The following is a 26,166-nucleotide window of genomic DNA, read 5'->3' as shown; positions in this document are numbered from 1 at the left end:
CGTCCAGGAGGCAATAATGGGTTGGTCACCCGATGTAACTGTGATGTCCGCGATGCGCAACCCGGCGATTTTATCGGCCACCTCTGGCTCCACGCCCCCGACGCCGTCGGAGAGGGCCCGTGCGCCTCTGCGCGGCGGGCCGTCGCTGTTCGATGCCTGCCAGATCGGCGTGGTGCTGCGCACCGTGGTGTTCGTCGAGGCGGTGGTGGCCGTGGCCGCGCTGTTCGTGGCGGGTACGCCGGGCGAGTGGCTGGTGCAGACCGCCACGGTCACTGGCGGCGCCTTGCCTGCCACCCTGCTGTGGCTCGTCACGGCCTGCGGACTCAAGAAGCAGCTGCGGCGCCTGCCGCGTCAATGGCAGTACGCGGCCGGTGCCGTGCTGGGCGCGCTGGCCTCCCTGTACGGCTGCGGCCTCTTGCGACTGACCGGCGTGCTTGCGAGCGCGCCGTGGCTTGCCAGTGCATTGGCCGGGGCGCTGTTCGCCGGCCTGGTGATGACGGCGATGGCCCTGCGCGCCCGCGGCCAGACCCCCGCCGCCACCACGGCCCGGCTCGAGGAACTGCAGTCGCGCATCCGCCCCCACTTTCTCTTCAACACGCTCAACAGCGCCATCGCGCTGGTGCGCGAGGAGCCCGCCAAGGCCGAGACCATGCTCGAAGACCTGGCCGAGCTGTTTCGCCAGGCGCTGGCGGACCCCGGCGAATCGGGCACGCTGGCCGACGAGATCGCGCTGGCCGAGCGCTACCTGGCCATCGAGCAGGTGCGCTTCGGCGACCGGCTGCGCATCCGCTGGGACCTCGATGCCGCCGCCAGCAATGCGCGCCTGCCGCCGCTGCTGCTGCAGCCGCTGGTCGAGAACGCCATCAAGCACGGCGTGGAGCCCAGCCCCGAAGGCGCCAAGCTGCGCATCCGCACCGAGCGGCGCGGCAGCATGGTGGTGATCGAGGTGGTCAACAGCCTGCCGCCGCTGCGCTGGGCCGACGAGCCGCTGCCGCGCGGCCACGGCATCGCGCTGGCCAATGTGCGCGACCGGCTGCGCCTGTTGCACGACATGCAGATGCAGTTCAGCGCCGGCATGGACCAGAAAAACTACCGGGTGCGCATCGCCATCCCCGCCGAATCATCATGAGCCTCAAGACCCTGATCGTCGACGACGAAGCCCTGGCGCGTTCCCGCATGCGCACCCTGCTGCGCGACTGCAGCGCGCCCGGCGCCGAGGTGGTGGCCGAGGCTTCGCAGGGCGCCGAGGCGCTGGAGCACCTGGGCACGATGGCGCTGGACCTGGTGCTGCTCGACGTGCACATGCCCGGCGTCGATGGCATCGAGGTGGCGCGCGCGCTGCGCAGCCGGCCCGATGCGCCGGCCGTGGTGTTCGTGACGGCGCATGCGACGCACGCGGTCACGGCTTTCGAGCTCGATGCGGTCGACTACCTGACCAAGCCAGTGCGCGCCGAGCGGCTGCAGCAGGCGCTGCAGAAGGCCGAGCGCTTCCTGAAGGAGCGCCGCGCGATGCAGGCGGCGGCCCCGGCGGTGCCGGAGACCGTGCTGATCCAGGACCGCGGCCGCGCAGAGCGCGTGCCGCTGTCCGAGGTGCTCTACCTGAAGTCCGAATACAAGTACCTCACCGTGCGCACCGCCACGCGCAGCCACATCCTCGATGGCTCGCTCAACGAATTCGAGGAGCGCTATCCGAACCGCTTCCTGCGGGTGCATCGCAACGCGCTGGTGGCCCGCTCGGCCATCCGGGCGCTCGAGAAATACGACGACGGCGAAGACGCGGAAGGCTGGGCCCTCAGGCTCGATGCGATTCCCGAACCCGTCGCGGTGTCGCGCCGCCAATTGGCCGCAGTGCGCGAAGTGCTCAAGGAGGCGCGATGACCGAAGAGAAGAACACTCCCCCCGACAAACCCGCGATCGCGCAAGCACCGGAGCCCGCACCCGAACCTCCGGCCGCGGAAGCACCTCCTCAAGCGCCGCAAACGCCCACACCGCCTTCCCCCGCGCCTGCTCCTGCGGAAACGCCCGCCGCCGCCCAGCGCCGCCGCCTGCTGCTGCACATGCCGGTGGATGTGCGCAGCGCCTCGCTCGTCGTGCTCGCCGTGCTGGCCAGCGTCTTCGCGCTGCAATGGGGCCAGGCGGTGTTCATCCCGCTGATGCTGAGCCTCCTGCTCACCTATGCGTTGTCGCCCGTGGTCGAGATGCTCCACCGCTGGCACCTGCCGCGCTGGATCGGCGCGGCGCTCATCCTCGTGGGCCTGTTCGGCGGCATCGGTTGGACGGGTTATTCGCTCTCGGGCAACGCATCGCAGCTGGTCGATTCGCTGCCGGTCGCCGCGCAGAAGCTCGGGCAGGCCATGCGCCGCGACAAGGGCGCCAGCGCCACGCCGCTCGAAAGCGTGCAGCAGGCCGCCGCCCAGCTGGAGAAAGCGGCCGAGGAGAACTCCGCGCGTGTCGCCTCGCGGCGCGGCGTGGCCCGCGTCATCATCGAGCGGCCCGGCTTCAACGTGCGCGACTACCTGCTCAGCGGCACGGTGGGCCTCCTGAGCGCGCTGGGTCAGTTCACGCTGGTGGCCTTCCTCACCTACTTTGCGCTGTGCTCGGGCGACACCTTCCGGCGCAAGCTCATCAAGATCACCGGACCGAGTCTGCAGAAGAAGAAGGTCACGGTGCATGTGCTGGACGACATCACCCGCAACATCGAGCGCTACCTGCTGGTGCAGATATTGGTCAGCGTGGTCGTGGGCGTGACGACCGGCCTCGCGTTCTGGCTGATGGGCATGGAGAACGCGGCCGTCTGGGGAATCATCGCCGCCGTGACCAACCTCATTCCCTACATCGGCTCGGTGATCGTGCTGGTGGCCGCGGGGCTGGTGGCCTTCCTGCAGTTCAACAGCCTGCAGATGGGCATCCTGGTGGGCGGCGTGTCGCTGGCGATCCACACCATCATCGGCAACCTGCTGATGCCCTGGCTCACCAGCCGCACCAGCCGCATGAACCCGGTCGCGGTGTTCGTGGGCGTGATCTTCTGGGGCTGGCTCTGGGGCATCTGGGGGCTGCTGCTGGGCATTCCGATCACGATGGTGATCAAGTCGATCTGCGACCGGGTGGAAGACCTGCAGCCCATCGGCGAGCTGCTCGGAGAGTAGGGCCGCTCAGCGCGGCGGCGCCTTGCCGCGCGCCGCCTTCAGGGGCAGCTTCTTCACGAAGGTGCCGGCAGGGTCGAGCGGCTTGCCGTCGTGGGTGCGCAGGTCGAGCCTGCGCACCGGCTTGCCGCTGTCCCGCTCGACCAATACAGAGTGCGCCTCGCCCTTGGCGTAGAGGTGCTGCTCGCCCCAGTGCCGCAGGCCCACCACCACCGGAAAAAGGCCGTTGCCCTTGGGCGTGAGAACGTACTCCTGGTACATCGTGCCGTCGGAGGCGGGCGCCAGTGCCAGCACGCCTTCCTGCACGAGGTTCTTGAGCCGGTCCGCGAGGATGTTCTTCGCCACGCCCAGGCTCTGCTGGAATTCGCCGAAGCGCTTCATGCCGTCGAACGCATCGCGGATGATGAGCAGCGACCATTGGTCGCCGACGATGTCGAGCGAGCGCGCCATCGGGCAGGTGTCTGATTTGAGGCTTCGTCTCTTGGCCATGGGCCGTATTAGACGGGGGATGGCCTTCCGGTGGCAAACAAGAACTTGAATGCCTCGCACAGCCATGCGAGCCAAGCCGGGCCGGGCGCAGGCTCAGCGCAGTGCACGCTGCATCAGCACGGTGTCGACCCACCGCCCGAACTTGAAGCCGACGTTGCGCAGCACACCCACCATCTCGAAGCCGAGGCTTTCGTGCAGGCGCTGCGAGCCGGCATTGGCGCTGTTGCCGACCACCGCCACCATCTGCGTGAAGCCGCTCTCGGTGCAGCGCGCGATCACCGCCTGCAACAGCGCGCGACCGATGCCGTGGCCGTGCATGCCTTGCGCGACATAGATCGAGTCTTCCACCGTGTGGCGGTAGGCGGAGCGGGCGCGGTAGGGGCTCGCGTAGGCATAGCCGACCACCTCGCCGTTCTTCAGCGCGACAAGGTAGGGAAGGCCGCGGCGCAGCACCTCGGTGCGGCGCGCCTGCATCTGCTCGACGGTGGGCACTTCTTCTTCGAACGAGCACAGGTCGTGCTGCACATAGTGGCTGTAGATGGCCAGCACCGAAGCCATGTGGTGCGGCTCGGCATCGTGGATTTCGACGGTGGCGGAAACCGGAGGAGGAAGGGTCGGTGAGGGCATGCCCGAATCTTGACGATTGTTCATCAATAAGTGAAGCTTGGGCAGCCTATGCAAAGCATGAGGAATACTTTGGAAAAGACGCTCAACCTCGACCAGCTCAAGTCCTTCGGCCTGGTGATCGAAACCGGGAGCTTCTCGGCCGCGGCCGACCGGCTCGGACTCACGCAGCCAGCCATCAGCCTGCAGGTTCGCCAGTTGGAGCGCAGGCTCGCGGTGCGGTTGATCGAGCGCGTGGGCAAGCGCGCGCGGGCCACGCCGGCCGGATTGGAGCTGCTGCGCCATGCGCACCACATCGAGACCGCGGTGGACAACGCCTTCGATGCCCTGGCCGGCCACGCCAGCGGCGTAACGGGCCGCGTGCGGCTGGGCACCGGCGCCACGGCCTGCCTGCATTTCCTGCCGGCCGTGCTGCGCGCGCTGCGGGAGCAATTCCCGGCGCTCGGCATCGTGGTGAGCACCGGCAACACCGAAGACCATGTGCGCAAGGTCGAGGAAAACAGCATCGACCTTGCGCTGGTCACGCTGCCGGCCGCGGGCCGTTCATTGAGCGTTGTGCCGGTGCTCGACGACGAGTTCGTCGCCATCGGCCCCAGCGACCTCGCACTGCTGAAGGCGCGGGTGACGCCTGCCGAACTGGGCGCCCTGCCGCTGGTGCTGTTCGAGCCTGCGGCCAACACGCGCAAGCTGGTCGACCGCTGGTTCGCCGCCGCAGGCCTGCAGCCGCAGCCCGTGATGGAACTGGGCAGCGTCGAAGCGATGAAGGAGATGGTGGCCGCGGGACTGGGCTACGGCATCGTGCCGCACATGGCGATGACGGGCCGAGGCGCTCATCCCGATCTGAGGACCAGCCGCCTGGTCCCACGCATGCACCGCACGCTGGCCCTGGTCGTGCGGCGCGACAAGCCGGTCAACAAGGCCTTGCGCGCGGTGCTCGATGCAATCGTCGCGGCCGGAAAAGCGCACCGCTAGGCGAGCTTCCGTCCCGCACCGGCGGATCTTCGGAACGCTTGCGCCGAGCCGGGGTCCGCTGCGGGACGGCAGGCCATTCCAGGGGCCGCCTTGTTCCGGCTGCGAACGGCCGTCAATCGAATTCATAGCCGACGCCGACGCCGATGTTGAGCCTGGTGCCGCTGTAGCCGCCATTGACCTTGTAGACCCACTTGCCGTTGTCCGACCGCGACGAGAAGCCGATGGCGAACGCGCCGTAGCCCGAGTAGTTGCCCACGCCCACGGACATCAGCGTCTTGCCCGGCGTCATGGCCTGCGGCAGGGCGCTCATGGCAGTGGCCATCGCGATGCCGGAGTACGCAATGCGCTGGGTGGCACCGATCTGGCCCTGCAGCTGGCTCTGCGCGGCCCTCAACTGGCCCACGTTGACCGCGTCGGTGGGCGCGATGCCCGGCGCCACGTTCGAGACGCGCGTGCCGTTCGGCGCCTGGCCGTTGCCCAGCGTGACCTGGTTGTAGTCGACCGAGCCGTCGGGGTGGGTGGCGTACTGGACGCTGCCCGCGGCCACCGCGCTGGCGCTGGCCCTCAACTGCGCCACGTTGGCAGCGTCGCTGTCTGCCGTGCCGGCCGCCACTCCCGTGATCTGGCGGAACTGGCCGTTGGCTGCGTCGCCGACCGACACGGCGGCCTGCGTGCTGGTGGTCGCCCGGACGGCGGCCTGCTCTTGTGCCGACGCGCCGCCGGGGATGTACCCCGCCGTGCCGGCTGCCGTCGAGGCGACCGAGTTCGCACCCAGCGCCACGCCGCCGCTCTGCGTCACCACCGCGCCGAAGCCGATGGCCGTGCCATGGGAAATGTCCTGCGCATGGCTCATCGCCGTGCCGCCGGCGTCGGCGTCGTCGCCGAACGCCACGCCGCCGCGGGCGGCGCGGGAATCCACGCCGATGGCCTGCGCGTTTGCGGCCAATGAACCGGTGCCGATGGCAATCGCGTTGGCCCCCGTGGCCTGCGCGCCGAAGCCGACCGCCACCGCTCCGTCGGCCATCGCCTTCGCGCCGTTGCCGGCCGCAAAGGAGTTGGCGCCGCTGGCCAGCGACTGCGGCCCGATCGCCACGGCGTCCTGGCCGGAGGCCCTGGGGCCCGCCGCCGTCGAATTGTTGCTGAAGTACTTTGTGCCGTCGTTGTAGATGGTGTCGACCGCCGTGCTCAGGCTGCCGACATTCAGGTTGGTGGTGCTCAACCCGGTGGACAGGCTGCCGATGCCGACCGTCGCGGTGCTCAGACCCGAGGACGTGGAAGTCGACAGGCTGCCCACACTGCTGGTCGCTGAACTCAGGCCGGCGGACAGGCTGGAGATGCCGCTGGTGGAGCTGCTGATGCCTGTCGACAGGCCGCTGACCGTGCTGTTGGTTGTGCTCAGGGCGGTGGACAGGCTGGAGATGCTGCTTGTCGCGGTGCTCAGACCCGAGGACGTCGAGGTCGACAGGCTGTAGACCTTGCTCGTCACTGTGCTCAGACCACTCGACGTGGACGTAGAGAGGCTGCTCACGCTGCTGCTGATTGCGCTCAAACCCGAGGAGAGGCTCGAGAGGCTGCTGGTCGCCGTGCTCAGGCCGGACGAGGTGGAAGTCGACAGGCTGCTCACGCTGCTGTGGGCCGTGCTCAGGCCCGACGACGCCGAAGTGGAGAGGCTGCCGATGCTGCTGGTGGCCGTGCTCAGGCCAGACGACGTTGAAGCCGACAGGCTGCTCACGCTGCTGTTGGTCGAGCTCAGGCCGGTCGAGAGGCTCGCGATACCGCTTGTGGCGGTGCTCAGACCCGATGACGTCGAGGTCGACAGGCTGCTCACGCTGCTGTGGGTCGCGCTCAAGCCCGTGGACAGGCTGGAGATGCCGCTGGAAACGCTTGTCGAGAGCGATGTCAGCTGGCCATAGTTCACCGCGTCGGTGGGGTTCACACCCGCAGCAAGGTTGGTGATCGTCACCGAAGCCTTCGCGCCCACGCCGCCCAGCGTGATCCTGGTGTGACTCGCGTCGTCGTACTGAACCGAGTTGGCCAGGCCCGTCGACAAGCTGCCGATTCCGCTGGAGACCGTGCTCAGGCCCGTCGATGTGGACGTCGACAAGCTGCCGATGGTGCTGGCGGTCGTGCTCAACCCCGTGCTCAGCTGGGCCACCGTCACGGCATCCTGCAGCGCGGCGCCGTCGGCCACGTTCGTGATGCGGCGCCGCGCCGAAGACGAGCCCACCGACACCTCGGAGGCCGGTGCGGTCGCGCCGGTGATGAAGCCTGTGGCCGTGGAAGCCGAAGCGCTTGTCGTGCTGCCCGAGCCGATGGCAACGCTGCCGGCATAGGCCGCGCTGGAGCCCACGCCCATTGCGATGGCAGATTGCCCGGCCGCATTGCTGGCGTTGCCGATTGCGACGGCATCCGACCGGGTGGCATTGGCGCCGGCGCCGATGGCCGTCGCATGGGAAGCGCTGGCGTTGGCCTGGTCGCCCAGTGCGATGCTGCGCAAGCCCGATGCCTTGCTCTGGTTGCCCACAGCCACCGCGGCGAAATTCGAGGCGACGTTGCCGACACCCAGCGCCAGCGAATTGCCGCCGCTGGCATTGGCACCGTTGCCCAATGCGGAGCTCGACCCGCCAGTGGCCCTGGCGGTGACGCCGACCGCCGTGTCCTGTGTTCCCGATGCCAACGCGCCGTTGCCGAGCGCCGTCGCGTCGGTGTTGGCCGCATTGGCGTTGACGCCAATCGCCGTGCTGGTTCCAACGCTTGCTTTCGCGCCATTGCCGATGGCGGTGATGCCGCTGCCGCTGCCGGAGGCATTGGCCCCTTCACCGATGGCGAGGCCGAAGATGCTGTTGACGACCGCACCGCGTCCGACCGCGACACCCGAGGTGGCCGTCGCGCTCACCGAAGACTCCCCGCCGATGGCGATCGAGTCGGCGCCGGTGGCCAGTGCGCTGGTGCCGATGGCCACCGCATTGGCCGCCACGGCGTTGGCGTCATTGCCGATGGCGACGCCACCCGTGCTGTTGGCGACGGAGAACAGGCCGATCGCCAGGCTGTTGTCGCCAAGTGCATGCGCGGTTGCGCCTATGGCAGTCGCCGAATGGCCGTTCGCGTTGGCCCAGTTACCGATGGCGGTACCCAAGTGCTGGCTGGCACTCGCGCTCGCGCCGATGGCTATGCTCGCATACCCTTGGGCATTCGCGGCGTTGCCGGTGGCCAGCGAGAAGCCGCCGCTCGCATTCGCCCTTTCCCCAAAAGCCGTGCTCGAGACGCCTGCGGCATTGCTCTGGAAGCCTACGGCCGTCGAGTTCAGTCCCTCCGCGCTTGCCGAATGCCCGAAGGCGGCGGAACTGGGCCCGTAGGCGTTGGCATAGGTACCGATCGCCGTGCCAAAGGTGTTGGCGCGAGCGCCCGTGCCGATCACAACGGCTCGGGTTCCATAGGCATTCGCCTGGCTGCCGATTGCGATGGTGTCCGAAGCGCTTGCCCGGGCATCGATGCCGATGGCAGAACTGTTGGCGCCGGACGCCGTGGTCGCGCTGTTGCCTACCTGGAAGTGGTTGGCGAGGATCGTCGTGGTGGAGTCCGTGGCGTCCGCGTCGCCCAGCGTGACGTTCGAAGTGTTGGCTACGTCGGAGTTGCCGACGAAGTAGTTGCGAACAACGCCCCCGGCACCGCCGCCACGCAAGCTGAGCAACTTGCCAGTTCCGGACGCGTCGGCATTCGCGGTGAACGTAAAACCAAAACCGTCCGTGGCGCCCGCCGCCGGTTGGCAATTCACGATCGGGTTGGAGGCTGTGCAGGTTATCTGCGCATTGGCTGCCGGGGCCGCCCCGCCAAAAGCAAAAGCCACAGCAGCCGCCAGCGAGCTGTATCGCAGAGGGTTCCCGGCACGGCCGCTCTTGCTTGCCTTGCCCTTGCTTTTTTCCAACTCGCCGACCGCAACCCAGGCGCCCAGCGATTCATTCCAGATGGAGCGATATGTCTTGTTCATGAGATTTTTCAGTGATTTCAGGCTGTCTTCGCAGCGAGCGCCACGGTTCGATGGACATGCCATACGAGAGAAGCTGCAGCAAAACCGCCTTGTGGATTCGGCGGTTTTTGTTTTATTGACCTTGCTCTCGAATTCGAGAACGGCGAGTCTAAAAGTGCGCAGCTTCTGAGGCGCGTGAAATACTTCTCGACAAATAAGACATTTATTAACAACCAATTTTGGCTATTGGTTTTTATTTTCCTTTGTGCAATTTGCCGCACTCGGCCGTCGCGGATGTTCAATTGATTGCATTTCAAAATCAATTGTCAATAATTTGTCTGGATCACTGCATTTGTTTTGCAATCGATTTCGGTTGTTCGAATTTCGATCAATGCATTTGGAGATGGAATGGCGGCGACGATCGCATCGCGCTCGCGAATCCGTGCGCTTGCAGCGCACCGGCGCAGGCAGCTTGACGCGGGCTGCCTGCCCTGCCACGGCACCCCGAGCAACGCATGGCTCGGTAGATGCTGCGTTCGACGGCCTCCCGGCGATGTGCGCGGGCAACGCGCGCTTCACCGCGGGATGCACGGGCCCGGCCAGGCGGGTCCGTGCGGGGGCGCCAGTTTCGTTATTCCGGAATGGCCGCCAGCGGCGCGCCGCCGCGCGCGCGGCCCAGCGTCCCGACGATCAGCGCGGCGATCAGCACCAGCACGCCGCTGAGCACCATCGCGCTGGAGATGCCGAAGTTGTCGACCGTCAGCCCGCCGATGAGCGCACCGGAGGCGATCGCGACCTGGAAGCCGCTCACGAGCAGCGCCTGGCCGGCTTCGGGGGCATCGGGCACGGCTTCCATCATCCAGCCGGTGAGCGCCACCGGGATCAGGCCGAAGGCCACGCCCCAGATGAAGACCACCACCGCGCCGGGCACGAAGCCGCTGCCGATCATCGTGGACAGCAGCAGCGCCGTCGCGAGCATCAGCGCCGCCAGCAAGGTGGTGCCGCGCACGCTGCGCGCCACCAGGCTGCCACCGACGAAGGTGCCGATGAAGCCGACCGCGCCGTAGACCAGCAGCAGCGTCGACACCGCGTTGGGTTCCAGGCCGAACACCTGCTGCAGCAGCGGCTTGAGGTACGTGTAGGCCGCGAAATGGCCGGCGATGAAGAACAGCACCGCAAGCAGCCCGACCTGCGCCATGCGGCGCGTGAGCGGCGTCAGCAGGTCGCGGGCGCCGATGGCGCGCACCGGCGGAATCGCAGGCAGCAGCCACAGCTGAACCAGCAGCACCACCGCGGCGAGCGCGCCGGTCACCGCGAACGAAGCGCGCCAGCCGAACAGCGTGCCGAGGAACGAACCCGCGGGCACGCCGAGCACGGTGGCGGCCGACACGCCGGCCAGCACCAGCGACATGGCGCGCGCCTTCGAGGCGTCGGGCACCAACTGCGTGGCGGCCGCGGGTGCGAAGGTCCAGAAGCCGCCCACGCACAGGCCGAGCAGCAGGCGCGCGACGAGCATCGTGGCGAAGTTGGGCGCAAAGGCTGCGAGCAGGTTCGAGGCGATCAGCAAGGTGGTGAGCGCGATCAGCACGGTGCGCCGATCCAGCTTGCCCGAGGCGACGATCAGCGCCGGCCCGGCGAAGGCGGCGAGCACGCCGGGCATGGTGACCATCAGGCCGGCCGTGCCGTCGGAGACGTTCAGGCCGCGCGCGATGTCGGTGAGAAGGCCGATGGGCATGAACTCGGTCGAGACCATCGCGAAGGTGCCGACGGCAATGGAGCCGACGGCGAGCCAGGCGGAGCGGGTCGTCGCGACCTGCCCGGGCGACGACGACAGGTCGTCGATGCAGGGATTGCTGCTGGGTGCATTCATCATGAAGAGGGGTCCTGGAGCGCATCGGCGAAGCGCGTGCCGATGCTTGTTGCGGGAGTCCAGGAAGTGTGGAAGCGGACGCCCGCGAGACCAAGGGGCCTCGGGGCAGTAGTCAGTTTCCCGTGGGCGAACAATCGCCCCTTTTTGCAACCCCGTGGCGGCGGGAGGCTTCGCAATGGTGGCTGTCGCCACCACGCTCCGCTATCTGAACTGCACGACCCGGCCGTCGGCAATGAACGAATCGCCGACCAGCACACGAAAGTCCGCACCTTGCGCAAAGCGGGGCCTGGCGAGCTCCGGCGTCAGGAACTCGATGTCGAGCGGATGCGCCTTGCCGCGCTCCAGCGCGTCGCCCGGCGGCACGAACCACCGCGCGGAAAAACCTTCGTTGTCGATCACCAGCGCGCAGCGGTATTCCCCGGCGCCGAGCGGCACGTCGTGAACTGGCAGTGCCGGCGGGCGCAACGTGATGTCGGCCAGCAGATGCGGCGTGAACGCACCCAGCGCATCGAAGGTCACGGGTTCGGGCGGTGGTGCGCGGCGCGGCAGCTTGCCGATGAGCCACGCGATCACGTTGCCGATGATCGGCACCCACAGCACCATCAGCAGCGTGGCGATGTCGCGGGTGGTCGTGCCGCGCTCCGCATAGTGCCGCACCACCGCGCCCGTGACCGCCACGCACAGCAGGATGATGACGATGAGCTTGCGGCGGAACTGGATCTTGGTCATGGGCGTGCGTGTGGAATCGGCCCGCGGACCTTAACCGACGCGCAGCACGGCGTTCGCCGGCAGCGCCTGCCAGTCGATCCATTCGCCCACGGCCACATGGTGCGTGGGCGTGGCGGCCACCTCGGGTGCGCCCCATTGCAGCGTGAGGCTGCGCCCGCCGAGCCGCAATGCGATCTCGAAGCCCGGCCAGTGCGCGGGCACGTGCGGCGTCAGCGAGAGCTGCCTGCCCTTCACGCTCAGCCCCAGCAGCGTTTCGACGGAGGCGCGGTGCAGCCATGCGGCCGAGCCGGTGTACCAGCTCCAGCCGCCCCGGCCCACATACGGCGCGGCGCCGTAGATGTCGCCCGCCATCACGTAGGGCTCCAGCTCGTAGGCCGGTCCGCGCTCCGGATGCGTGGCGCGGTGCGCCGGGCTCAGCCCCTCGAAGCTCTGCCACGCGGCTTCATGGTCGCCCTGCAGCGCCTGCGCCATCAGCGCCCACACCGCGCCGTGCGAATACTGTCCGCCGTTCTCGCGCACGCCCTGCGGGTAGGCCTGGATGTAGCCCGGGTTGTTGGTCGAGTGCGCAAAGGGCGGCGTCAACAGGCGCAGCAGGCCCGCCGGCTCGTCGTGCAGGTGCTTCTTCACGGCGGCCATCGCCGGGCCGGTGTGCGCTTCGTCCGATGCGCCCGAGAGCACCGACCACGCCTGCGCGATCAGGTCGATGCGGCATTCGTCGTTCGCCGACGAGCCCAGCGGCGCGCCGTTGTCGAAGAAGGCGCGGCGGAACCATTCGCCGTCCCAGCCTGCGTCGTGCAGCGCGGCGATCCAGCCTCGGCGCGCTTCGGTCCAGCGCGCCGCGCGCTGGTGTTCGCCGCGCGCCTCGGCGATGGGCGCGTAGTGCTCCACCACGCTGCACAGGAACCACGCGAGCCACACCGATTCGCCGCGGCCTTCGTGGCCGACGCGGTTCATGCCGTCGTTCCAGTCGCCCGTGCCCATCAGCGGCAGGCCGTGCACGCCGGTCTTGAGGCTGCGATCGATGGCGCGCGCGCCGTGGTCGAACACGGTGGCCGTGCGGCCGTTGTTCTGCGGTGCGTAGTAGGCGTCTTCGGCACCGTCGGGAATCGCGGGGCCTTCGATGAAGCCGACCACCTGGTCGAGCAGCGAGGCATCGCCGGTCACTTCGACATAGTGCGCCGTCGCGAACGGCAGCCACAGCAGGTCGTCCGAGAAATGCGTGCGCACGCCGGCGCCGCCGGGCATGTGCCACCAGTGCTGCACGTCGCCCTCGGGGAACTGGCGCGCGGCGTTGACGAGGATCTGATCGCGCAGCCGCGCCGGATCGGTGAGCGCGAAAGCCATCGCGTCCTGCAGCTGGTCGCGGAAACCGAAGGCGCCGCCCGCCTGGTAGAAGCCGGCCTTCGACCAGAGCCGGCAGGCCAGCGTCTGGTAGATGAGCCAGCGGTTGACCATCGCATCGAAGAGCGGATCGGGCGTGCGCACCGCGAGGCGGCCGAGCAGTTCGTCCCAGAAGCCGCGCACCTGAGCCAGTGCTTCAGGGATGTCGCGCTGCCGCCAGCGGTGCGCCAGGTCCAGCGCGGCATCTGCGGTGTCGGCATGGCCCAGCACGAAGGTGAATTCCGCGGTCTCGCCGGCGCCGACGACGAACTCGCCGGCGATGGCCGCGCAGGCATCGAGGCCGCTGCCCGCGCGCCGCGCGAGCGTTTCGGGCACTTCGACGATGCCGTGGCCCGCGAAGAACTCGTTGCGGTCGCAGGTCCACTGTGTCGCGCCCGGCAATCCCGCGAGCAGCAGGAAAGCCGTGCTCCCGCCGAAGCCGCCGCCCGATTCGCGCTGCTGGCCGAACACCGCGGGTTGGTCTTCCGGCTTCCAGCAATGCACCGTGCGCCGCTCGCCGCGTGCCGCACCCATCTGCCACTCGACCATGCCGAGCGCGCGCAGGCGCCGCTGGTTCGCGCCCTCGTTATGCACGCGCACCTGCACCAGCTTGACGGCATCGTCCCGGTCCGCGAAGAAGGTGGTCCTGAGCGTCAGGTTGCGCAGCCGGCATTCGAAGACCGAGTAGCCCTGCCCGTGCCGCACGCGGTGGCGAACGTCTTCGGAGCCGCTGGCGCCCTGGCCGGCCGGCGTGAGCGGCAGCAGCTCGCGCGTGGAAAGGTCCTGCAGCAGGTAGTGCTCGAAGGCCGGGTCCTGCACCGGGTCGTTCGACCACGGCGTGACCTGGTGCATGCGGCTGTTGCCGGCCCAGGTGAAGCCCGTGCCCCACTCGGACACCTGGAAGCCGAAGTTGGCGTTGGCGATCACGTTGACCCAGGGGCGCGGCGTGCGGTTGTCCATGTCGACGTCGAAGCGGAACTCGCCGCTCTCTGCATCGAAGCGGCCGGTGGGCGCCGTCATCGGCATGGTCGCGGGCTGGGTCGACTGGGCCGCGGCCGAGCGCATCAGGAGCGGCGTGCGCTGCGGCACCGGCGCGCTGCTGTCGTCGGCGATCGTCGGGCTGCGCGCTTCGTGCAACGCGGCCACCTGCACTTCGAGGGCGCGTCCGTCCGCCGTGAACACCACGCGCGCGAGGCTGGAGAGTGCAGCCTTTTCCGACGGCGCCACCTCGTGGTCGCGCAACAGGTAGAAGCCGGCCGTGTCGTTGCGCGGAAAGCTGTTCTGGGTCTGCTGCTGCACGCGGGTGCGCAGGGTCTCGATCTCGCGCTGCAGCGGCATCAGGTAGGAGTTGGGCTCGCTGTTGAGCACCACCAGGTCGCAGGCCACGCCGCCGAAGCCCCACCACGGCTGCGCGCGCAAGAGCGTGTTGATGAGCCCCATGCCGTTCATCGAATGGATGTAGACCAGCACGATGGGCTTGTCGCCCGAGATGCCGAAGCGCCAGATCTGCCGCAGGTCGATGAGCCCCCGGTCCTTCATCACGCGCGGCGTGGTGTAGGTGAGGATGGTCGTGAGGTCCTGCAGCGCCAGGTTCTGCGCGGGCGCGATGCTCAGGTCGCGAAGGCGCACCTGCGCCAGCGTGGCGGCCATGCGCGTGGCGCGCTCCACATGCATCGGCTGCATGTAGCGGTCGATGCTGGGCATCAGCGCCTCGATGCTTTCGTCGGCGGCGGTCGCGAAGCTCAGGCGCGCGGTGGCGCCCGGCGCGATCGACAGGCGCACGCGCAGGCACGCGATCGGGTCCAGGCCGTTCACCGGCTTGCCGTTGGCGCCCAGCGGTTGCGGATCGAGCGCGGGGCTCGCGAGCGAGCGGTTGCGGCCGATGAAGGCGCGCCGGTCGGTCATGCAGTCGATGGACAGCACATTGGCATCGACCGAGGCAACGAAGTGCGCGGCCGCCACCACCGCATCGCCATGCAGCCGGGCCTTGCGCGACAGCAGCAGCGCGCGCCACGCGGGTTCCCAGCGCGACTCGACGAACAGGTTGGCGAAGGCCGGATGCGCCTCGTCGGCCTTGGGATTCGAGAGCACCGGCTCGAAGTACGAGATTAGTTCGAGCGTGCGCGTTTCCTCACCCGAGTTGTGCAGCGTGATGTTGCGCAGCTCGGTGTCGTCCTCGGGGCTGATGAGCACCGTGGTGCGCACCTGCAGGCCGGGGCCGGCCGCATCGAACTGCACCTGGTCGGCCAGGAAGCGGGTGCGGTAGAGCCAGTCGGCGCCAGGTGCGGGCAGCGCGGTGAGCGAGGTGAGCTGGCGCTGGCCTTCCTGTCCTTCATCACGGATGTAGAAGAAGGTGCCGTGGCTGTCGCGCAGCGGGTCGTCGCGCCAGCGCGTCACGTTGAACGAGCGCCAGCGGCTCACGCCCGCGCCGTTGGCGCGCAGCGCGACCGTGTAGCGGCCGTTCGACAGCAGGTGCGTGGGCTGGAAACCGGCTGCCATCGGATCGACCAGGCGCGGCTGGAACAACGGCGCCAGCTCGGTCTGGCTGGGTTCGGGCGGCGTGCGCGGATCGGCGCTGCCGATGATCTGCCGCGGCGTGCGCTCGTGCAGCAGCGATTCGTGCGCCTGCACCAGCGCCGCGCTGCCGAACCAGCGGCGCGGTGCGTCGCCCCGCAGCACGTTGCACAACGCCACCAGCGACATGCCCTGGTGGTGCGCCATGAAGTTGCGCACCACGGTGTAGTCCTGGCCCTCGGCCTGGCGCGACGCGGTGAAGTCCACCGCGTCGTGAAAGCCGAACTCGCCGCGCGCGCCCAGCGATTCGAGCCGTTCGAGATTGGCCACCGCAGCGGCCGGTGCCAGCACCGCGGCCATCGCGCTCGCATAGGGCGCGATCACGCGGTCGGTGGGCGGCGTGCGGCGCAGCGCGAGGCGCGGCACGCCGAAGGGCGAGTACTGGTAGGCGAGCGAGTGGTCCTGCGCGAAGTAGGCCGATTCCGAAACGCCCCACGGCAGGTTCTGCGCGCGGCCGAAGGCCTGCTGCTCGGCGATGGCCGCGGTGTTGGCCACCTGCAGCAGGCCGTCTTCGGGCTCGGACATCACGAGCGCCGGCATCAGGTACTCGAACATCGAGCCCGACCACGATTTGAGGCTGGGCTCGAAACCCACGAGCAGGAACGGCCGGCCCAGCGCCATCCAGTGGCGGCGCGGCACATCGCCCTTGGCAATCGCCAGGAAGCTCAGGAGGCGCGACTCGGAAGCCAGCAGGTCGTAGTAGCTCGCGTCGAGCACGTTCTCCTCGACGCGCAGGCCGATGTGGAACAGGTGGCGCTTGGCGTCGTAGAGGCCGCTGAAATCCATGCCGGCGTGCAGCGCGTCGCAGCGTTGCGCGAGGGCTTCGAGTGCGGGCGCCTCGTGGGTCTCGCAGCCCTCCGCCGAAAAGGTGCGGCAGGCCTGCGCCACCGCCACGAGGTGGCCCGCGAAGTTGCCGCTGTCCACGCTGGAGACATAGTCCGGCGGCAGCGGCTTCAGGGTCTGCGTGTCGTACCAGTTGAAAAGATGGCCCTGGTGCTTCTGCATGCGGTCCACGGTGTCTAGCGTGGCGGTGATGCGGGCGAGCAGTGCCGCCGTGTCGATCCAGCGGAACTCGCGCGCGCAACACGCCGCCAGCAGGTACATGCCGATGTTGGTCGGCGAGGTGCGATGGGCGATGGTGGGCTGCGGCTCCAGCTGCAGGTTGTCGGGCTGCAGGTGGTTGTCATCGGGGCCGACCACATGCTCGAAGAACAGCCAGGTGTCATGCGCGAGGTTTTCGAGGTAGCTGCGCTGCTGGGCACTCAGCGGATCGGGCACTTCGGCATTGACGCGGCTGCTCCACCATGCCGCCACAGGCGCCAGCGCCCAAAGGACGAACAGCAGCGGGCCGATCACCGGGTACGCGCTCCAGTGCGCCGCCACCGCGAGCGCCAGGCAGATCAGGGTGCCGATGGCGCCACTGCGAAGGAATGGCAGCAACTGCTGGCTGGACTGGGCCTGCGCCTGGGCGGCCGTGGTCCATTGCAGCAAGTGCTTGCGGCTGACAACGAGTCGCCAGGTCGCGAGAAACGCCGCATCGAGCAGCAGCCGCGTCTGCGCCGCGAGTTGCACGAACTGCCATGCCGCGCTGGCCAGGGCGCGCAGCAACTCGACCGCGCCCACGTCGAAAAAGTGGCGCAGTTCGATGGCACGGCGCGTCGGCACCAGCCCGGCGAGCGCGCCGAGCAAGGGACCGAGCACGAGGGCCGAGCCGACTGCGGCCAGCGCCCAGCCGAGCGGCATCGCCTGCGTGAAGATCACCAGCACCAGCAGCGCGAAGGACGCCGGCACCACCTGCGAGCGCCGCAGGTTGTCGCCCATCTTCCAGAGGCCCAGCGCGTCGATGCCGAAGCGCCGGGCGCGCCACATCAGCGGCAGCAATTGCCAGTCGCCGCGCACCCAGCGGTGCACGCGCGAGGCGGCCACGCCGGCGTGATGCGGATGGTCTTCGACCAGCACCACGTCGCTCACCATTGCGCAGCGCGCGACCGTGCCTTCGAGCAGGTCGTGGCTCAGCACCGCGCTGTCGGGAAGGCGGCCGTCCAGCGTGGCGTGCACCGCACGCACGTTCAAGAGGCCCTTGCCGGTGAAGGAGCCGCTGCCGAACACGTCCTGGTAGATGTCGGAGGCACCGCTGCCGTAGGGGTCGAGCCCGCACTGTCCGGCGAACATCCAGTGGAAGGGCGAGCGCTCGTTGCGCATCGGAAAGGGCGTCACGATGCGCGGCTGCAGGATGCCGAAGCCCGCGACGACGCGGCGGCTTTCTGCGTCGACCTCGGGCGCGTTGAGCGGGTGCGCTGCGATCGACACCAGGTCGCGCAGCGCGCCGGGCGGAAGGCCCGTGTCGCTGTCGAGCGTCAGCACATAGGGCGTCCGGCCCGCAGCCAGTTGCTGGCCCGGCGCGAGCGGCAGGAAGCCGCCGATATCGCTGGTATTGCCGGTCGCCAGCAGGTGCACCAGCATCTCGAGCTTGCCGCGCTTGCGCTCCCAGCCCATCCAGCGTTCTTCGGTGTCGCTCCAGGTGCGCGGGCGGTGCAGCACCAGGAAGCGCTGTGCCGTGCCGTCTGGTGCGGGGTACTTCGCGTTGAGCGCGGCGATGCGTTCGATGGCGTCTTCGAGCAGCGGCGCGTCTGCGGGCAGCGAGGCTTGCGGCGCGTCGGCCCAGTCGGTCAGCAGCGCGAACTGCGCGTGCTGCTCGCGGTTGGCGAGCCAGTGCAGTTCGAGGCGGTGCGCGAGCTGCGCGTTGCTCGCGGCGGAGGTCAGCAGCGTGGGAATGACGACGAGCGTGCGGTGCCGCTCGGGAATGCCGCCCGCGAAATCCAGGCGTGGCAGTGCCTGCACGCGCACCGACTCCGCCATGATCCGCTGCGCCAGCGCGAGCAAGGCTTCGGAGAGCGGCCATGCGAGCAGGAAGAGCGCGGCCACGGTGACCCAGTCGCCGCGGTGCGGCAGGCCGTGCGCCACGACCGCGAGCAGCAAGGCCGCGCCCACGGCGACGGACAGCAGGTAGGCAGGCAGGCGCCAGTTGCGATGGCTGCATGTGGCCCCGGTGCGCGATGGGCGGCCTGTCTTCCCACCGGATTGCAACGCAGCGATCAGGGCCGCGCGGCCCTGACCGAAGAGGTAGTAGCCGGCGGTGCCGTCGGCACGGTCGGTCTCGGCCGCGGCGTCGTCGGCCGGCGCGCTCGCCGCCATGCGCACGACGGCCTCGGCCACTTCGCGCTCGGGCTGCTCGGTGTCGCGCGCTACCCGTTCCATCGCATGCGTGATCTGCTGGCGGGTGAGTTCGCTTTCGCTCGCGAAGCTGGGCAACTCGCGCAGCACGCGCAGCGACCGGCTCACCGGCTCGATCAGGTCGCTCCACTCGACCTGGCCGATCATGCGCAGCGTGGTGATGATGTTGCCGACCGTGAGATTGGCGGCCGCCTGCGCGTTCTGCGCGTCGTTGATCAGCGCGGGGCCGCTGGGGCAGTGCTGCTCGGTCCAGCGCACCAGCGCGGGCATGTTCTCGCCATGCTCGACCGGCAGGCGCTGCCAGAGCTGCGTGAGGTAGTTGTCCTGCAGGCCGTGGCTTTGCAGCGCGCGGTAGAGCACGTCGAGGTCATGTGCAGAAAGATCCGGCGCCGCATCCCAGGCCGCATGCGCGATCTCGCGCGCGACCTTGTTCTCGGCAATGCTCTCGGCCACGCGGCGCAGGTTTTCGAGCAGCACCACGCGCAAGGTGGTGGGCAGCGCCCAGAGTTCGCCGAGCGTGAGTTCGTCGATGTCCTGGTAGGCGTTGAGGAAGGCGGTGAACAGCGTCTTGTTGAGCACGCTGTCGGTGTGCGCCACATAGGCCCACGCAATGCCGTACACGCGCGGCAGGCCCGCGAGCGGCGGCGTCGCCAGCTTGGGCAGGCGCGCGTAGTAGCTGCGCGGCACGCCGTCGTGGATCTGCTGGAGCTGCGCCTCCACGAGGTGGAAGTTGTCGAGCAGCCACTCGGCCGCCGGCGACACATAGCGCCCGCTCTGCGAGATCCGCGCGATGTAGTCGAATGCGGCGCGCAGCGACTCGAGGTTTTCGTCAACGCGCGGAAAAAACGGCGCGCCTTCGCCGGCGCGGCGACGGTCTTCTTTCACCACCTGCGCACGCGCGAGGCTGTGGCCGTGCTGCTCGAAACGTTGGGCGCCGAAGAGTTCGGCGCGGATCGGAAGGGCTACGGGGTCATGAGGACCCAGGAGAAGAGTCCGGGCGTAGTGACTGAGCCCCTGGAGGCGGTCGACGACGGCTGCGGCGCTCAAGCGATCGCGAAGAGACCGATGGCGAGAACCACGGCCATGCAGGCCATCGTGACAATGCGGCCCGCAGCGAGTGCGCGCACACGTTGCATGTGGCTTCGCACCGAGAACCATCGCCCGTGGGCACGCGCGCAATGGCGCATGTGGGAAGCCAGGGCTTCGAAGTCGTCGCTGACGAAATCGACTTGCGAATGGGTAAGGGACTGCGGGACTGACATTGCAACGGGCTCCTGTGAAACGACTTCGAGCTGCCGCGCGATTGCGAGAACTGTGAACGTGTCCGACCGTACTCTTTTAAATGACCTTACGGGTTCCTCATTGCCGACTGTGGATGTAGGAGAGGGCGCACAAGGCGCCCTCTGTCTTTGGTGCTCGAAGCCTAAAAATCAACCGGTGTTGCGCAAGCCCGCAGCGACGCCATTGATGGAAATATGGATGCCGCGCTGCAACCGCTCACCGCCATCGCCCGCGCGATAACGCCGCATCAGCTCGACCTGCAGGTGATGCAGCGGGTCGATGTACGGAAAGCGATGCCGCACCGAACGCTGCATCTCCGCATTGCCTTCGAGCCGCTGCTTCGCGCCGGTGATGAGCGTGAGCGCATCCGAGGTGCGGTGCCATTCGGCATCGATCATCGAGAACACCTTCTGGCGCAGCTTGCGGTCGGTCACCAACTCGGCGTAGCGCGAGGCGAGGGCGAGGTCGCTCTTGGCGAGCACCATGTCCATGTTCGACAGCAGCGTGCGGAAGAACGGCCACTGTTCATACATGCGTTGCAGCAGCGCTTGGCGTTCCTTCTTGCCCGCGGCATTGCCCGCAGCCGCGAGGAACTGTTCGACCCCCGACCCGAAGCCGAACCAGCCCGGAATCGTGAGGCGGCACTGGCCCCAGCTGAAGCTCCACGGCACCGCGCGCAGGTCGTCGATCTTGTGGCTCGGATTGCGCGAAGCGGGGCGCGAGCCGATGTTGAGTTCGGCGATCTCGCGGATCGGCGTGGAGCCGAAGAAGTAGTCGCCGAAGCCGGGCGTTTCGTACACCAGCTTGCGGTACGCGGCCATGCTGGCGGTCGAGAGTTCGCCCGCGGCCGAGAGGAAAGTGGCGGGCGCCGACTTGCCCTGCGGCAGCAGCGTGGCTTCGAGCGTGGCGGCCACCAGCGTCTCGAGGTTGCGCCGGCCGATCTCGCGGTTGGCGTACTTGGAGCCGATGACTTCGCCCTGCTCCGTGAGGCGGATCTGGCCGCGCACCGTGCCGGGCGGCTGCGCGAGGATCGCCTGGTAGCTCGGGCCGCCGCCGCGTCCCACCGTGCCGCCACGGCCGTGGAACATGCGCAGGCGAATGGGGTTGGCCTTCTTCTTGTTGAGCTCGTCGAACAGCGACACCAGCGCGATGCCCGCGCGGTACAGCTCCCAGTTGCTGGTGAAGATGCCGCCATCCTTGTTGCTGTCGCTGTAGCCCAGCATCACGTCCTGCTCGCCGCCCGAGCGCTCGATGAGCGCCTGGATGTTCGGCAGCGCATAGAAGGCGCGCACGATGGGTGCGGCGTTGCGCAGGTCTTCGATGGTTTCGAACAGCGGCACCACGATCAGGTCGCACACCGCGTTGGTCGCCATCGCGCCGCGCAGCAGGCCCACTTCCTTCTGCAGCAGCAGCGCCTCGAGCAGGTCGCTCACCGTTTCGGTGTGGCTGATGATGTAGTGGCGAATGGCCGCGGCGCCGTAGCGCGCACGCGCAGTGCGGGCGGCGGCGAAGATGGCCAACTCGCTTTTCGCGAGCGGCGAGTAGTCGGCGTCGGGCACGCGCAAGGGGCGGGCATCGTCGAGCAGCTTGAGCAGCAGTGTCTGCTTGGCCTCTTCGGCGAGCGACGCGTACGACGGCTCGATGCGTGCGGTGGCGAGCAGTTCGGCGATCACCGCCTCGTGCTTGTCCGAGCTCTGGCGCAGATCGACCGTGGCGAGGTGGAAGCCGAACACCTCCACCGCGCGGATCAGCGGCCGCAGCCGCTGCGCCGCGAGCACGCTGCCATGCTTTTCGGCCAGCGACTCTTCCACGGTGCGCAGGTCGGCGAGGAATTCCTCGGCCTTCGCGTACGGGTTCTGCGGCGCGACGGCATGGCGCGCAGCCTCGCCGCCGGTGAGTTCGCGCAGCGTGGCTGCCAGGCGCGAATACACGCCGGTGAGCGCGCGGCGGTAGGGCTCGTCCTTGCGATGCTCGCTGGTGTCGGGCGAGCTTTCGGCCAGCGCCTGCATCTCGACCGACACATCGACCAGCGTGGCCGAGAGCGAGAGCTCGCCGCCCAGGTAGTGCACTTCGGTGAGGTAGTGGCGCAGCGCCAGCTCGCACTGGCGGCCGAGCGCGTATTCGAGCGTCTCGGCGGTGACATTGGGGTTGCCGTCGCGGTCGCCGCCGATCCATTGGCCCATGCGCAGGAACGGCGCGACCGAAGGGATCTGGCCGCCCTGGACCAGTGCCTTCTCGAGGTCGGCATAGACGCGCGGAATCTCGCGCAGGAACGTGGCTTCGTAGTAGCTCAGCGCGTTCTCGATCTCATCGGCCACGGTGAGCTTGGAAAAGCGCAGCAGGCGCGTCTGCCAGATCTGCGTGACGCGCGTGCGCATCTGCGTTTCGTTCTCGGCCAATTCGATGGGCGAGAGCGCATCTTTTCCGCCCGCGTAGGCGTTCTGGCGCAGCTTGATCTCGTCGCGCGTGGTGAGCAGCAAGGCGATGGCGCGCTCGGCGTCCAGGATGCTCTTGCGCTGCACTTCTGTCGGGTGCGCGGTGAGCACGGGCGAGACGTAGCTGTGGGCCAGCGAGGCAACGATTTCGTCGGGCTTCACGCCCGCCTTGCGGATGCGGGCGAGGGCGGTCTGCAGGTCGCCGTCGGCCAGCACGCCTTCGCGATCGGCCTCGGTGCGGCGGCGGATCTGGTGGCGGTCTTCCGCGAGGTTGGCCAGGTGGCTGAAGTAGGTGAAGGCGCGGATCACGCGCACCGTTTCGGCGGCGCTCAGGCCCTTGAGCAGGTTTTTGAGCGCGCGGTCGGCCGCATGGTCGGCGTCGCGGCGGAAGGCCACGGACAGGGTGCGAATCTTCTCCACCAGCGCATAGGTTTCGTCACCTTCCTGCTCCCGGATCACATCGCCGAGGATCCGGCCCAACAGCCGGATGTCGTCGATCAGTGGCTGGTCTTCGGCCTGGCGGCGCTTGGGGGGAGCAGGGGTCTTGCTGGCTTTCATTCGATGTTGTTCCTGGGGACTTGAATGGACGCGCCGCCTGCGTTGCTGCGGCGCAACATGCTAGCATTCCGGCGGTCTGGAAACATGTACTTTTTGGGAGCGATCTTGAGCAATATCGTGATCGCGACGCGCGAAAGCCGGTTGGCCCTTTGGCAGGCCGAACACGTGCGAGCGCTTTTGCAAGAACGGGGCCACACGGTCAGCCTGCTGGGCATGACCACCCGGGGTGACCAGATCCTCGACAAGAGCCTGAGCAAGGTCGGCGGCAAGGGCCTCTTCGTGAAGGAACTCGAAGCGGCGATCGAAGACGGTCGCGCCGACATCGCGGTGCATTCGCTCAAGGATGTGCCGATGGACCTGCCCGAAGGCTTCGTCCTCGCCTGCGTGCTGGAGCGCGAGGACCCGCGCGACGCACTGGTCTCTCCCCGCTATGCCTCGCTCGACGAATTGCCGCACGGCGCGGTGGTCGGCACCTCGAGCCTCCGCCGTGTGGTGCTGCTCAAGGCCAGGCGGCCCGACGTGCGCATCGAACCGCTCCGCGGCAACCTCGACACGCGCCTGCGCAAGCTCGACGAAGGCCAGTACGACGCGATCATCCTGGCCGCCGCGGGCTTGAAGCGCCTCGGCCTCGAAGACCGCATCCGCGTCGCCTTCGAACCCGACGACATGCTGCCCGCCGCAGGGCAGGGCGCATTGGGCATCGAGGTGCGCGCCGATCGCACCGACCTCATCGAACTGCTCGCACCGCTCGCCCACCAGGGCGATTGGCTTTCGACCGCCGCCGAGCGCGCAGTGAGCCGCGCGATGGGCGGCAGCTGCTCGATGCCGCTCGCCGCCCACGCCCGCTGGCAGGCCGACGGCGCCTTGCGCATCGATGTCGCCTGGGGCGACCCCGAAGGCAACGCGCCGCTCGTGCGTGTCCAGGCGCAGGCCGAAGCGGGCGACTTCGCGCAGGCCAACCGACTCGGCGAACACGCCGCTGCGCTGCTGCGCGACGCGGGCGCCCACTGAGATCCGTGGTCGTCCGATGAGTGCGCGGCCCGTCATCGTCACGCGGCCCGCGCGCGAGGCCGTGCAATGGGTCGCCGACCTGCGTGCCGTCGGCCTCGATGCGGTGGCGCTGCCGTTGATCGTCATCGAGCCGGCCCTCGATGCCGAGCCGCTGCGCGCGGCCTGGCGGCGGCTCGAAGACTACGCAGCGCTGATGTTCGTCAGCGCTGCGGCAGTCGAGCACTTCTTCGGGCACCGGGATTTGGCTTCGTCCGGCGAAGCAATGGCCGGCCGCCGCTTCTGGGCCACCGGACCCGGCACGACGCGTGCCTTGTTGCGTGCCGGCGTTCTGCCCGAAGCCATCGACGCGCCGCCGCCCGACGCCACGCGCTTCGATTCGGAAGCGCTGTGGGAGCGCGTGCAGGCCCAAGTGGCGACCGGCGTGCGCGTGCTGATCGTGCGGGGCGGCGATGAAGCCGGGAACCCCACCGGCCGCGACTGGCTCGCCAACGAGATCGACGCTGCTGGCGGCGAACGCGACACCGTGGTGGCCTACCGCCGCCTACCGCCGTTGTTCGATGTCGGACAACATCAACTCGCCATCGATGGCGCGCAAGGCCGCGCGATCTGGCTCTTCAGCAGCTCCGAGGCGATCGCCAATCTCCAGCGCGCGATGCCCGGCACCGCCTGGCACGCCGCGAGCGCGGTGGCCACGCACGCACGCATCGGCGAGGCCGCGCGAGCCGCGGGTTTTGGTGCGTTGCGTGTCTGCACACCTCTGCGGGATGCGTTGATCGCGTCGATAGAATCGTTGGCATGAGCGCCGCGTCCCCGTCAGACGACATTTCTCCCTCTTCTCCCGCTGCCGCAACGGCGCCGGTGCCCGCCACGCTGGCGCCGCACCAGACGCCCGCCGCGATGGCCGCCGCGGCGACTCTCCTGTCCCGCATCGGCTTGGGCCTCCTCACTCTCGTGGCGCTGCTCGCATTGGTGATGACCATTGCACTGTGGAACAAGGTCAGCGGCATGAAGGAGCAACTGGCACGCCAGAGCGCCGATGCCACCGCGCAGTCGATGGAAGCGCGCACGCTCGCGCGCCAGGCCAGTGACACGGTGCGCGACGCCGCGGCCCGCGTGGCACTCATCGAAACCCGCGTGGCTGAAGTCGCGCTGCAGCGCTCTCAGCTCGAGGAGCTGATGCAGAGCCTCTCGCGTTCGCGCGATGAAAACCTCGTGGTCGACATCGAGTCGGCCGTGCGCCTCGCGCTGCAGCAGGCCCAGGTCACCGGCAACGTCGAACCCCTGCTGGCTGCGCTGAAGGCCGGCGACTTGCGTATCTCGCGCGCCGCGCAGCCGCGGCTCGCACCGTTGCAGCGCGCCATGCAGCGCGATGCCGACCGCCTGCGCAGCAACTCCAGCGTCGACAGCGCCGAAGCGCTGCAGAAGCTCGACGAGCTGATGCGCAACGTGGACGACCTGCCCGCGATCAATGCGGTGGCAGTGCGCGGCACGGGCGTCAACGCCTGGCAGCCCGAACCGATTCCGGCCGATGCGCCCTGGTGGCGCCGTGCGCTGCTCACGGTGCGCGGCGAGGCCCGCTCGCTGGTGCGCGTCGGCCGCATCCAGAGCCCCGAGGCCATCCTGCTGGCGCCCGAGCAAACCTACTTCCTGCGCGAGAACCTGAAGCTCAAGCTGCTCAATGCACGCCTCTCGCTGCTGTCGCGCCAGGTCGATGCCACGCGCACCGAGCTGGCCCAGGTGGGCGCGTCGCTCAATCGCTACTTCGATCCCGCTTCGCGCCGCACGCAGGCTGCGGCCACGCTGTTGCAACAGCTTCAGGCGCAGGTGAAGACCACCGAGCCGGCTCGCGTCGACGACACGCTCGCCGCATTGGCCACCGCGGCCGCAGGGCGATGACCA

15 protein-coding genes and 1 pseudogene are annotated in these 26,166 nt (G+C 68.6%); 7 read left to right on the top strand and 9 right to left on the bottom strand.

Going from position 1 to position 26,166, the window contains the following annotated elements:
- Positions 1-16 precede the first annotated feature (16 nt).
- Genes M2282_RS24505 through M2282_RS24495 form a run of 3 tightly spaced genes read left to right on the top strand, consistent with a single transcriptional unit; the run spans position 17 to position 3,146 of the window.
- Positions 17-1,129, top strand: coding sequence for a sensor histidine kinase (locus M2282_RS24505; RefSeq protein ID WP_280811370.1), 1,113 nt, complete (start codon positions 17-19; stop codon positions 1,127-1,129).
- On the top strand, positions 1,126-1,878 hold the full coding sequence (locus M2282_RS24500) for a LytR/AlgR family response regulator transcription factor (RefSeq protein ID WP_280811369.1): 753 nt from the start codon (positions 1,126-1,128) through the stop codon (positions 1,876-1,878). The genes M2282_RS24505 and M2282_RS24500 overlap by 4 nt, the downstream gene beginning before the upstream one ends.
- Positions 1,875-3,146, top strand: coding sequence for an AI-2E family transporter (locus M2282_RS24495; RefSeq protein WP_280811368.1), 1,272 nt, complete (start codon positions 1,875-1,877; stop codon positions 3,144-3,146). The genes M2282_RS24500 and M2282_RS24495 overlap by 4 nt, the downstream gene beginning before the upstream one ends.
- Before the next feature lie 6 nt (positions 3,147-3,152).
- Here the strand turns inward: M2282_RS24495 and M2282_RS24490 are convergent, their stop codons facing one another.
- Both M2282_RS24490 and M2282_RS24485 read right to left on the bottom strand, forming a co-directional pair.
- The gene (locus tag M2282_RS24490; protein WP_280811367.1) at positions 3,153-3,632 is read right to left on the bottom strand and encodes a winged helix-turn-helix transcriptional regulator; all 480 of its coding nucleotides are present in this window, start codon (positions 3,630-3,632) and stop codon (positions 3,153-3,155) included.
- A gap of 93 nt (positions 3,633-3,725) precedes the next feature.
- A complete protein-coding gene (locus M2282_RS24485; RefSeq protein WP_280811366.1) occupies positions 3,726-4,259 on the bottom strand; it encodes a GNAT family N-acetyltransferase in 534 nt (177 codons plus the stop codon).
- Between the two features lie 48 nt (positions 4,260-4,307).
- On the opposite strand from M2282_RS24485, the gene M2282_RS24480 reads away from it, so the two are divergent.
- Positions 4,308-5,228 (top strand): LysR family transcriptional regulator, encoded by a 921-nt coding sequence (locus M2282_RS24480; RefSeq protein ID WP_280811365.1) that lies wholly within the window; start codon positions 4,308-4,310, stop codon positions 5,226-5,228.
- A gap of 112 nt (positions 5,229-5,340) precedes the next feature.
- Here M2282_RS24480 and M2282_RS24475 read toward each other — a convergent pair whose 3' ends face one another.
- The 7 genes and pseudogenes from M2282_RS24475 to ppc all read right to left on the bottom strand — a co-directional run bounded on the left by M2282_RS24475 (position 5,341) and on the right by ppc (position 23,256).
- Positions 5,341-8,919 carry a YadA-like family protein gene (locus M2282_RS24475; RefSeq protein ID WP_280811364.1) on the bottom strand — a complete coding sequence of 1,193 codons (3,579 nt, stop codon included), beginning with the start codon at positions 8,917-8,919 and terminating at the stop codon, positions 5,341-5,343.
- A 225-nt stretch (positions 8,920-9,144) separates the two neighbouring features.
- Positions 9,145-9,216, bottom strand: a pseudogene (locus M2282_RS31110) (ESPR domain-containing protein); the annotation flags it as partial.
- Between the two features lie 610 nt (positions 9,217-9,826).
- Complete coding sequence (locus tag M2282_RS24465) at positions 9,827-11,068, bottom strand: MFS transporter (RefSeq protein WP_280811362.1); 1,242 nt, start codon at positions 11,066-11,068, stop codon at positions 9,827-9,829.
- A gap of 198 nt (positions 11,069-11,266) precedes the next feature.
- Positions 11,267-11,794, bottom strand: coding sequence for a hypothetical protein (locus tag M2282_RS24460; protein WP_280811361.1), 528 nt, complete (start codon positions 11,792-11,794; stop codon positions 11,267-11,269).
- Positions 11,795-11,824: 30 nt separating this feature from the next.
- Entirely contained in the window at positions 11,825-20,029 is an 8,205-nt protein-coding gene (locus tag M2282_RS24455) for a GH36-type glycosyl hydrolase domain-containing protein (RefSeq protein WP_280811360.1), read from the bottom strand.
- Complete coding sequence (locus M2282_RS24450) at positions 20,026-20,244, bottom strand: hypothetical protein (protein ID WP_280811359.1); 219 nt, start codon at positions 20,242-20,244, stop codon at positions 20,026-20,028. The genes M2282_RS24455 and M2282_RS24450 overlap by 4 nt, the downstream gene beginning before the upstream one ends.
- A 168-nt stretch (positions 20,245-20,412) precedes the next feature.
- Positions 20,413-23,256 carry a phosphoenolpyruvate carboxylase gene (gene ppc, locus M2282_RS24445; protein ID WP_280811358.1) on the bottom strand — a complete coding sequence of 948 codons (2,844 nt, stop codon included), beginning with the start codon at positions 23,254-23,256 and terminating at the stop codon, positions 20,413-20,415.
- 84 nt (positions 23,257-23,340) lie between these two features.
- On the opposite strand from ppc, the gene hemC reads away from it, so the two are divergent.
- The 3 genes from hemC to M2282_RS24430 are packed head-to-tail and all read left to right on the top strand — an operon-like array spanning position 23,341 to position 26,163.
- Positions 23,341-24,267: a hydroxymethylbilane synthase gene (hemC, locus tag M2282_RS24440; protein WP_280811357.1), complete on the top strand. Its 927-nt coding sequence runs from the start codon at positions 23,341-23,343 to the stop codon at positions 24,265-24,267.
- A gap of 16 nt (positions 24,268-24,283) precedes the next feature.
- Entirely contained in the window at positions 24,284-25,066 is a 783-nt protein-coding gene (locus tag M2282_RS24435) for a uroporphyrinogen-III synthase (protein ID WP_280811356.1), read from the top strand.
- Positions 25,063-26,163, top strand: coding sequence for a uroporphyrinogen-III C-methyltransferase (locus tag M2282_RS24430; protein ID WP_280811355.1), 1,101 nt, complete (start codon positions 25,063-25,065; stop codon positions 26,161-26,163). Before M2282_RS24435 ends, M2282_RS24430 begins: the two co-directional genes overlap by 4 nt.
- The last annotated feature ends 3 nt before the right edge of the window (positions 26,164-26,166 follow it).

Source organism: Variovorax boronicumulans, assembly GCF_029892485.1.
Classification (GTDB): domain Bacteria; phylum Pseudomonadota; class Gammaproteobacteria; order Burkholderiales; family Burkholderiaceae_C; genus Variovorax; species Variovorax boronicumulans_B.
This window is presented reverse-complemented; position numbering and strand designations above follow the sequence as displayed.

What these genes read in the sequence shown, in the direction of transcription:
- M2282_RS24485 (WP_280811366.1), bottom strand. Translation starts at nt 4,259, where the DNA reads ATGCCCTCACCGACCCTTCCTCCTCCGGTTTCCGCCACCGTCGAAATC.
- M2282_RS24495 (WP_280811368.1), top strand. Translation starts at nt 1,875, where the DNA reads ATGACCGAAGAGAAGAACACTCCCCCCGACAAACCCGCGATCGCGCAA.
- hemC (WP_280811357.1), top strand. Translation starts at nt 23,341, where the DNA reads ATGTACTTTTTGGGAGCGATCTTGAGCAATATCGTGATCGCGACGCGC.
- M2282_RS24435 (WP_280811356.1), top strand. Translation starts at nt 24,284, where the DNA reads ATGAGTGCGCGGCCCGTCATCGTCACGCGGCCCGCGCGCGAGGCCGTG.
- M2282_RS24480 (WP_280811365.1), top strand. Translation starts at nt 4,308, where the DNA reads ATGCAAAGCATGAGGAATACTTTGGAAAAGACGCTCAACCTCGACCAG.
- M2282_RS24505 (WP_280811370.1), top strand. Translation starts at nt 17, where the DNA reads ATGGGTTGGTCACCCGATGTAACTGTGATGTCCGCGATGCGCAACCCG.
- ppc (WP_280811358.1), bottom strand. Translation starts at nt 23,256, where the DNA reads ATGAAAGCCAGCAAGACCCCTGCTCCCCCCAAGCGCCGCCAGGCCGAA.
- M2282_RS24460 (WP_280811361.1), bottom strand. Translation starts at nt 11,794, where the DNA reads ATGACCAAGATCCAGTTCCGCCGCAAGCTCATCGTCATCATCCTGCTG.
- M2282_RS24490 (WP_280811367.1), bottom strand. Translation starts at nt 3,632, where the DNA reads ATGGCCAAGAGACGAAGCCTCAAATCAGACACCTGCCCGATGGCGCGC.
- M2282_RS24450 (WP_280811359.1), bottom strand. Translation starts at nt 20,244, where the DNA reads ATGTCAGTCCCGCAGTCCCTTACCCATTCGCAAGTCGATTTCGTCAGC.
- M2282_RS24500 (WP_280811369.1), top strand. Translation starts at nt 1,126, where the DNA reads ATGAGCCTCAAGACCCTGATCGTCGACGACGAAGCCCTGGCGCGTTCC.
- M2282_RS24430 (WP_280811355.1), top strand. Translation starts at nt 25,063, where the DNA reads ATGAGCGCCGCGTCCCCGTCAGACGACATTTCTCCCTCTTCTCCCGCT.
- M2282_RS24465 (WP_280811362.1), bottom strand. Translation starts at nt 11,068, where the DNA reads ATGATGAATGCACCCAGCAGCAATCCCTGCATCGACGACCTGTCGTCG.